Source organism: Micromonospora sp. WMMD736, assembly GCF_049179015.1.
Taxonomy (GTDB): domain Bacteria; phylum Actinomycetota; class Actinomycetes; order Mycobacteriales; family Micromonosporaceae; genus Micromonospora.
In genome coordinates this window covers 1-6,714 of sequence record NZ_JBMHMI010000004.1, presented here as the reverse complement: position 1 = coordinate 6,714, position 6,714 = coordinate 1, and the positions used below count along the sequence as shown (strand labels likewise).

Here is a 6,714-nt window from a genome sequence, read left to right as displayed (position 1 = left end):
GCCACGGTGTTCGGTCCGGTCGTCGGCGCCATGCTGTTCTGGTTCCTGCTGGCCATCCCCGACGCGCTGTTGCGGCAGGCCATCGCCGGCCCCGATCCCCTGCTGCCGCTGACCGATGCCCAGGTCGGTGCGACGCGCTATGTCCTGCTCGGCATTCTCATCGCGGTGCTGATGGTGTTCCGACCACAAGGCATCATGGGGCGAAAACGGGAGGTGCAACTCGATGGCTGAGACCCCGTTCGATCCGATGTCCGATTCGCCGTCGGCCTCCCCGTTCGCCGACGTCGCCGCGGAGCCGGGATCGCCCAAGCCCGACCCGATCATGGTGGTGGACAACATGTCCCGGTCCTTCGGCGGCCTCAAGGCCGTCGACGTCGAGCACCTCGAGATCGAACGGGGCTGTATCACCGGCCTGATCGGGCCCAACGGGGCCGGCAAGACCACCTTCTTCAATCTGCTCACCGGCTTCGACCAGCACGACACCGGGTCCTGGACGCTGGACGGGCGCGAGATGGGCCGGCTGCATCCGCACCGGGTGGCGCGCCGCGGTGTGGTGCGCACCTTTCAGCTCACCAAGGCCTTAGCGCGAATGTCGGTGCTGGACAATGTCCGGCTCGGGGCGGCCGATCAGAGCGGCGAGCGGATCCTCAAGTCGCTGTTCCGGTTCACCTGGCGCGGTCAGGAACGCGAGGTGACCGAGCGCGCCCACGAGATGCTGAGCCGATTCAACCTGGCGGCCAAGGCCGATGACCTGGCCGGTTCACTGTCGGGTGGACAGCGCAAGCTGCTGGAGATGGCGCGGGCGCTGATGACCGAGCCCAAGGTGATCATGCTCGACGAGCCGATGGCCGGGGTGAATCCGGCGCTGACCCAGAGTCTGTTGGGGCACATCAAATCGCTGCGCGACGAGGGCATGACGGTGGTGTTCGTCGAACACGACATGGACGTGATCCGCGACATCAGCGACTGGGTGGTGGTGATGGCCCAGGGCGCGGTGATCGCCGAGTCGACGCCGGAGGCGCTGGCCGACAACCCGGCCGTGGTGGACGCCTATCTCGGCAGCCATCACGATCAGGTGCTGGAATTCGATGCCGACGGCAACCCGGTGGGCGCCACCGCCGAGTTGGCCGAACGGATCGAGAATGCGATGGCCAACGCGGCCAAGTCGGGCGATCTGTCATGACCGATTCGCGCGACAACCTCTCCCCGGCCGAATTGGCCGCAACCCCTGAGGAACATGCTCGGCTGGCCGAAGGTGCGTTGGTGCGCGCGGACCGGGTGGTGGCCGGCTACCTACCGGAGGTCGACATCCTGCGCGGCTGTGACTTCTATCTGCGCGAGGGCGAAATCGTCGGCATCATCGGGCCGAACGGGGCGGGAAAGTCGACGCTGCTGAAAACCCTGTTCGGGCTCATCCCGGTGCGCACCGGCACGGTGTCGCTGCGCGGTGCGGACATCACCTCGGCGCCCGCGCACGTGCTGGTCACCAAAGGGGTCGGCTATGTGCCGCAGAACCAGAACGTCTTCCCATCGATGACCATCGAGGAAAACCTCGAGATGGGCATCTACCTACGCTCCTCGAAGTTCGCCGAACGATTCGCGTACGTCAGCGAGTTCTTCCCACTGCTGGCCGAGCGGCGCCGGGTCAAGGCAGGCGCGCTGTCCGGCGGTGAACGCCAGATGGTCGCCATCGGCCGCGCGCTGATGATGGAACCGTCGGTGCTACTGCTCGACGAGCCGTCGGCCGGCCTGTCGCCGATGTTCACTGATGAGGTGTTCATTCGCTGCAAGCAGATCAACGCCACCGGGGTCTCGGTGATCATGGTCGAGCAGAATGCGCGGCGCTGCCTGCAGATCTGCGACCGCGGCTACGTACTGGACCAGGGCACCAACGCCTACACCGACACCGGGCGCAACCTGATGAACGACCCCAAGGTGATCGAGCTGTACCTGGGCACCCTGGCCGGCAGCAGAGAGCGCTGAGCTACTCGCCCAGCGCTCTCCGCCCGCCCCGTCAGCCTCTCAGCCCTCGACGACGATGTAGTCGGTGGTCTCCAGCGTGTTGTCCGGGCCGAAGACCAGGCTGCCGTACGAACCCACCGACGGTTCACCGGCCGGGCCGAACGCCAACTCCCCGGTCACACCGTCGTAGTCGATGTCCTCACCCGCCGCCAGCAGGTCACGGCACTGCGCGAAGGTGGTGCACTTGGTGCCGTCGCGGGTCACCCCGATGATGTTGGCGGCGATGTCCACCCCGGCGGTGGAACCGGCCTGCTCGGCCGCCAGTGCCGAGACGACGATCGCGTCGTAGGACTCACCGGCGTAGTTGAAGTCCACCAGCGCCGGGTCGGCGGCCAGCAGCCGTCCCTCGAACTCGTCACCGACGTCGGTGAGCGGGGTGGTGCCCTTCATGCCTTCCAGCAGGCCCGGTGCGACGCCCTCGCCCAGCGCGTTGCCCATGTTGCCGTCGGTGCCGTAGACCAGCATCCCGTCTGACGGGCCGATACCGACCTCATGCATCCGGGTGAGGATCTTGGCGCTCTCCTCGAACCCGATCACCGCGACTGCGTCGGGGTTGAACTCCTTGACCTGATCCACCTCAGCATTGAATGACTGGGCGTTGGGGTCGTAGATGATCTTGGTGATCTGGTCCGACGCGATGCCAGCGGCCTCCAGGTCCTTGACGGTGTTGGCCGCCAGACCGGTTCCGTACGGGTCGTTGAGCGCCATGACCGCCACCCGCTGCGCCCCGTCCTGGGTGATCAACTGCGCCAGGGCCTGGGCCTGCAGCACATCGGTGGGGGCGGTGCGGAAGTACATGCCGTCTTCGGGGTAGCAGACGAACTGGTCGGAGGTGTTGGCCGGGGAGAACATCACCACGCCGGCGCTCGCGATCTTGTCGATCACCTTCAGCGACACCGCCGAGGAGGCCGCGCCGACGATGACGTCGACGCCCTCGGCGAGCTCGCGATCGACGGTGGTGTTCGCGGCGTCGGTGGTGGTGTCACCCGAATCGCCGGTGACCAGTTCCACCGGGGCACCCAGCACCCCGCCCGCTTCGTTGATCTCGTTGACGGCGATCTGCACACCGGCGATCTCCGGCGGGCCGAGGAAGGCCAGCGTCCCGGTTTCCGGCAGCAGGGTGCCGAACTTCAGCGGGCTGGTGTCCGGGGTGGCGCCGGCGGTCGCCTGGGGCGGCTCGCAATCGGTGGACACCTCTTCCGCGGGAGCCGCGGCGCCTTCGGTGGTGGTGGTCTCCTCCGGGGCCGCCGACTCCTCGGCGGGCTCACTCGAGCAACCCGCGACGGCCAGCGCGGCGATGCCCACCACCGCGAACGTACGGCCAAGGGACACATGCTTCATCGAAAGACACTCCTGACGTCTCGTCGCCAATGGTGACCGGTGCGCCCACGGGCGCGCGTGTCCTGAACCGTAACGGCTGGGCTGGTTTCGCGGCGACTCCGGAGGCCTACGTGATCAATCTGTTACCTGAGCGTAGTCCGGTGCCTATCGGGACGCGCTGCCGTCTTCGAGGGTTTCCAGCACCACTTCAGCCACCCGCTTCATGGTGGTGCGGCGATCCATCGCCGCGCGCTGAATCCACTTGAACGCCTCGGGCTCACTCATCTGGTGCTTGGTCTGCAGCAATCCCTTGGCGCGTTCGACCAGCTTGCGGGTCTCGAGCCGGTCGGTCAGCGACGCGACTTCGGTTTCCAAGGCACTGATCTCACTGAATCGGCTCACCGCCACCTCGATCGCCGGGATCAGGTCGGTGATGTTGAACGGCTTGACCAGGTAGGCCATCGCCCCGGCGTCGCGGGCGCGCTCGACGAGATCGCGCTGGCTGAAGGCGGTCAGGACGACGATGGGCGCAATGCGCTTGCCGGCAATCTCCTTCGCCGCATCGATACCGTCACGACGCGGCATTTTCACGTCCATGATCACCAGGTCGGGTTTCAGACGTTCGCTCAGGTCGACGGCCTCCTGCCCGTCGCCGGCCTCCCCGACAACCTCGTAGCCTTCCTCGCGCAGCATCTCGGCCAGGTCCAGCCGGATGAGTGCCTCGTCCTCGGCGATGAGGACACGGCGGGACTTGTCGGTATCGGTCGGTGACCCGGTCATGACGACATTGTGGCGGTAGTGCGGCCGATGGGCGACCCCGGGGCATCCTCTAAGGTGGTACTCCGCGCACGCGCGCGCCCTCGTATCCCAACTGGCAGAGGAAACGGATTCAAAACCCGTACAGTGTGAGTTCGAATCTCACCGAGGGCACTCGATTCGCCCGCTGCCTGCGCAAATGTCACGATAGACAGATGGCAGGTGAGGCTGGACAGGATCCGGATCGAGCGCAGGCCCGAGTGCTCTGCGAGGCCCTGCGCGACAGCCTTCGCGAGGCGGTCGGCGAACTGGCGAAGCTCGAACACGCCGATTCACGGCAAGCAGTGGTGTTTCGTCGGCGTGCTGCCGAATTGCGTTGCGAAATCGACAGAGTGAAGTTCCTGATCGCCCGTTTGCACCGCAGGTTCCCGAGCATCGCCGAGAACGTCGCGGACAGCGCCCGAACGGGTTAGGCGTAGGAGACGGCGAGTTCGTCCAGCGCAAGGTGGGCGCGGCGTTCGACAAACAGCGGGACGAACTCGCGCACCGGTGCGCCGTCGAACCGGGTGCGCAACTCCTCGACGACCGCGCCGATGTCCTCACGAGTCAATGACGGGTAACTGCCGGCTAGTCTGTCGATGACTTCCGAAATCAGGGTTTCCTCGTTCATTGACGTGACCATCACCTCAGATTCACATCCTGGTCACCCGCGGTCAACCCGAAAGCTCACCCAATTGGATTGGCTGGGATCGAGAAGTCGACCGAGAGCGCCGGCGAAGGCAGGTCACAGCGCTACGCTGGGGCGATGGCGATCAGCGCGCGGTCGGCCTGTGTGCCTGCGGTGGCCTTGCAGAGCCGCATCCCGGCCCGCACCCAGCACTATGCCCGGAGCGTGTCGAGTCGGCTGCGGGTACTCACCATCGCCACCTGGATCGCCGCGGCGGTTTCCGCCGGCTTCGGCGTGCTACAGCTGACGCTCGGGGGGCCGCTGTGGCGGCTCGCTCTGCTCAATCTGACCTGCGCGCTGGTGTTCCTGGCCATCCCGAAGCTGTACCGATTCGGTGAGCTCGTCGCCCCGCTGACCTTCTTCGTGTTGGCTTACCTGTCGGTGTCGTTCAGCTGCTACAGCGTCGGGACCGGGTCCGGGCTGCAGTTCTACTTCCTGGTGTCGGCGTCGTTGGTGGTGCTGGTGCTGGGCATCGAACGGCTCGCGCTGTCGGCGGCGCTGGTCACGCTGGGCGTGGCGGCGATGATCGCCCTGGAGCTGTTGGTGCCGGACGACCGCGGCCTGCGGCCCGAATGGTTGACGACGGTCGGATTCGTCAGCTCGGCCGTGGCCTCCGCGCTCATGGTGTTCGCCACGGTCTGGTACGCGCTGCGCGAAATCGCCCGCGCTGAACGTGCGATGGAGGCCGAGTACCAGCGTTCTGAGCAACTGCTCGCCAATATCCTGCCAGCCAGCATCGCGCAGCGGCTCAAAGATCCGTCCCGCAGCATCATCGCCGACAAGTACGACGACGCCTCGATCCTGTTCGCCGACATTGCGGGCTATACCAAGCGCGCCAGCGACACCGCACCCACCGAACTGGTCCGATTCCTCGACCGGCTCTACAGCGAACTCGACGCGTTGGTCGACCGGCACGGGCTGGAGAAGGTCAAGACCAGCGGCGATTCCTACATGGTCGTCAGCGGGGTGCCCACCCCGAGACCCGACCACCTCGAGGCTCTTGCCTGTCTGGCGCTGGACATGGCCGACGCCGTCGCCGATCTCACCGATCCGCACGGCCGGGCCGTGCCGCTGCGGATCGGATTGGCCAGCGGTCCGGTGGTGGCCGGTGTGGTCGGCACCCGCAAGTTCTTCTACGACGTCTGGGGCGACGCGGTCAACGTCGCGTCCCGAATGGAAACCACCGACGTCGTCGGTCGAATCCAGGTGCCGCAGAACGTGTACGAACACATCCGCGACTCATTCGTCCTCGAGGAGCGCGGCGATGTCGACATCAAGGGCAAGGGCGTGATGCACACCTGGTACCTGGTCGGCCGACGGGACGACCAGGCGGTCAGGAATGCGGTCGAACGCGTCGCCGGCCTGACTTAGACCTTGCGGTTCTCCGTCTTGATCAGCCAGGCCAGTTTCTCCAGCCCGTCGATCAACTGGTGCAGGATGTCGGCCGTGCTGGGATCTTCGGCGTCGACGGGGTCGTGCACCGTGCGCAGCGTGTCGACGGCGGCGTAGATCCGGGTGGTGATCAGGTCGACAACGTCGGCCGTGCTCTGTTCGTGGGGCGGAAACTGCGGCAGCGTGGTGTTGGCCGCCACGGTGTCCGTGCGGCCGTCGGGTACCGCCCACAGCGCCCGCATCCGCTCGGCCACGGTGTCGCTGGCCTCGCGCGCGAAGTCCACCAACTCGTCGAGCTGCAAGTGCAGATCACGGAAGTTGGTTCCGATGACGTTCCAGTGCGCCTGCTTGCCCTGTAGGTGCAGTTCGATGAGGTCGACCAACACACGTTGCAGGTTGGCGCTCAGTTCGGTCGATGCCTGAAATTCTGTGATCTCTGATTCGTGGCGACGTGTACTCATGCCAGGTACAACTCGATCTATTTTGGAATCAATCCA

8 protein-coding genes, 1 tRNA gene and 1 pseudogene are annotated in these 6,714 nt (G+C 66.0%); 6 read left to right on the top strand and 4 right to left on the bottom strand.

Annotated features, from left to right (window positions below; translation table 11 throughout):
* From ACN269_RS32335 to ACN269_RS32325, 3 genes and pseudogenes are all read left to right on the top strand, one after another.
* Positions 1-231 (top strand): annotated as a pseudogene (locus ACN269_RS32335) (branched-chain amino acid ABC transporter permease); the annotation flags it as partial.
* A 106-nt stretch (positions 232-337) separates the two neighbouring features.
* Positions 338-1,183: an ABC transporter ATP-binding protein gene (locus ACN269_RS32330; RefSeq protein WP_421476768.1), complete on the top strand. Its 846-nt coding sequence runs from the start codon at positions 338-340 to the stop codon at positions 1,181-1,183.
* Positions 1,180-1,983 carry an ABC transporter ATP-binding protein gene (locus ACN269_RS32325; protein WP_421476766.1) on the top strand — a complete coding sequence of 268 codons (804 nt, stop codon included), beginning with the start codon at positions 1,180-1,182 and terminating at the stop codon, positions 1,981-1,983. Before ACN269_RS32330 ends, ACN269_RS32325 begins: the two co-directional genes overlap by 4 nt.
* A 39-nt stretch (positions 1,984-2,022) precedes the next feature.
* Here ACN269_RS32325 and ACN269_RS32320 read toward each other — a convergent pair whose 3' ends face one another.
* Both ACN269_RS32320 and ACN269_RS32315 read right to left on the bottom strand, forming a co-directional pair.
* On the bottom strand, positions 2,023-3,363 hold the full coding sequence (locus ACN269_RS32320) for an ABC transporter substrate-binding protein (RefSeq protein WP_421476764.1): 1,341 nt from the start codon (positions 3,361-3,363) through the stop codon (positions 2,023-2,025).
* Positions 3,364-3,507: 144 nt separating this feature from the next.
* Entirely contained in the window at positions 3,508-4,122 is a 615-nt protein-coding gene (locus ACN269_RS32315) for an ANTAR domain-containing response regulator (protein WP_421476762.1), read from the bottom strand.
* 76 nt (positions 4,123-4,198) lie between these two features.
* Here ACN269_RS32315 and ACN269_RS32310 point away from each other — a divergent pair.
* Together ACN269_RS32310 and ACN269_RS32305 are read left to right on the top strand one after the other, a co-directional pair.
* Positions 4,199-4,272: transfer RNA gene (locus tag ACN269_RS32310), tRNA-Leu, on the top strand.
* A gap of 41 nt (positions 4,273-4,313) precedes the next feature.
* On the top strand, positions 4,314-4,571 hold the full coding sequence (locus ACN269_RS32305) for a hypothetical protein (protein WP_421476760.1): 258 nt from the start codon (positions 4,314-4,316) through the stop codon (positions 4,569-4,571).
* Here ACN269_RS32305 and ACN269_RS32300 read toward each other — a convergent pair.
* Positions 4,568-4,768 (bottom strand): three-helix bundle dimerization domain-containing protein, encoded by a 201-nt coding sequence (locus ACN269_RS32300; protein ID WP_421476758.1) that lies wholly within the window; start codon positions 4,766-4,768, stop codon positions 4,568-4,570. The genes ACN269_RS32305 and ACN269_RS32300 overlap by 4 nt on opposite strands.
* 135 nt (positions 4,769-4,903) lie before the next feature.
* Here ACN269_RS32300 and ACN269_RS32295 point away from each other — a divergent pair, with 135 nt between their 5' ends.
* Positions 4,904-6,196, top strand: a complete 1,293-nt coding sequence (locus tag ACN269_RS32295; RefSeq protein WP_421476756.1) for an adenylate/guanylate cyclase domain-containing protein — start codon at positions 4,904-4,906, stop codon at positions 6,194-6,196.
* Here ACN269_RS32295 and ACN269_RS32290 read toward each other — a convergent pair.
* Positions 6,193-6,678 carry a Dps family protein gene (locus ACN269_RS32290; RefSeq protein ID WP_421476770.1) on the bottom strand — a complete coding sequence of 162 codons (486 nt, stop codon included), beginning with the start codon at positions 6,676-6,678 and terminating at the stop codon, positions 6,193-6,195. The two genes, ACN269_RS32295 and ACN269_RS32290, sit on opposite strands and share 4 nt — an antisense overlap.
* Positions 6,679-6,714 lie beyond the last annotated feature (36 nt).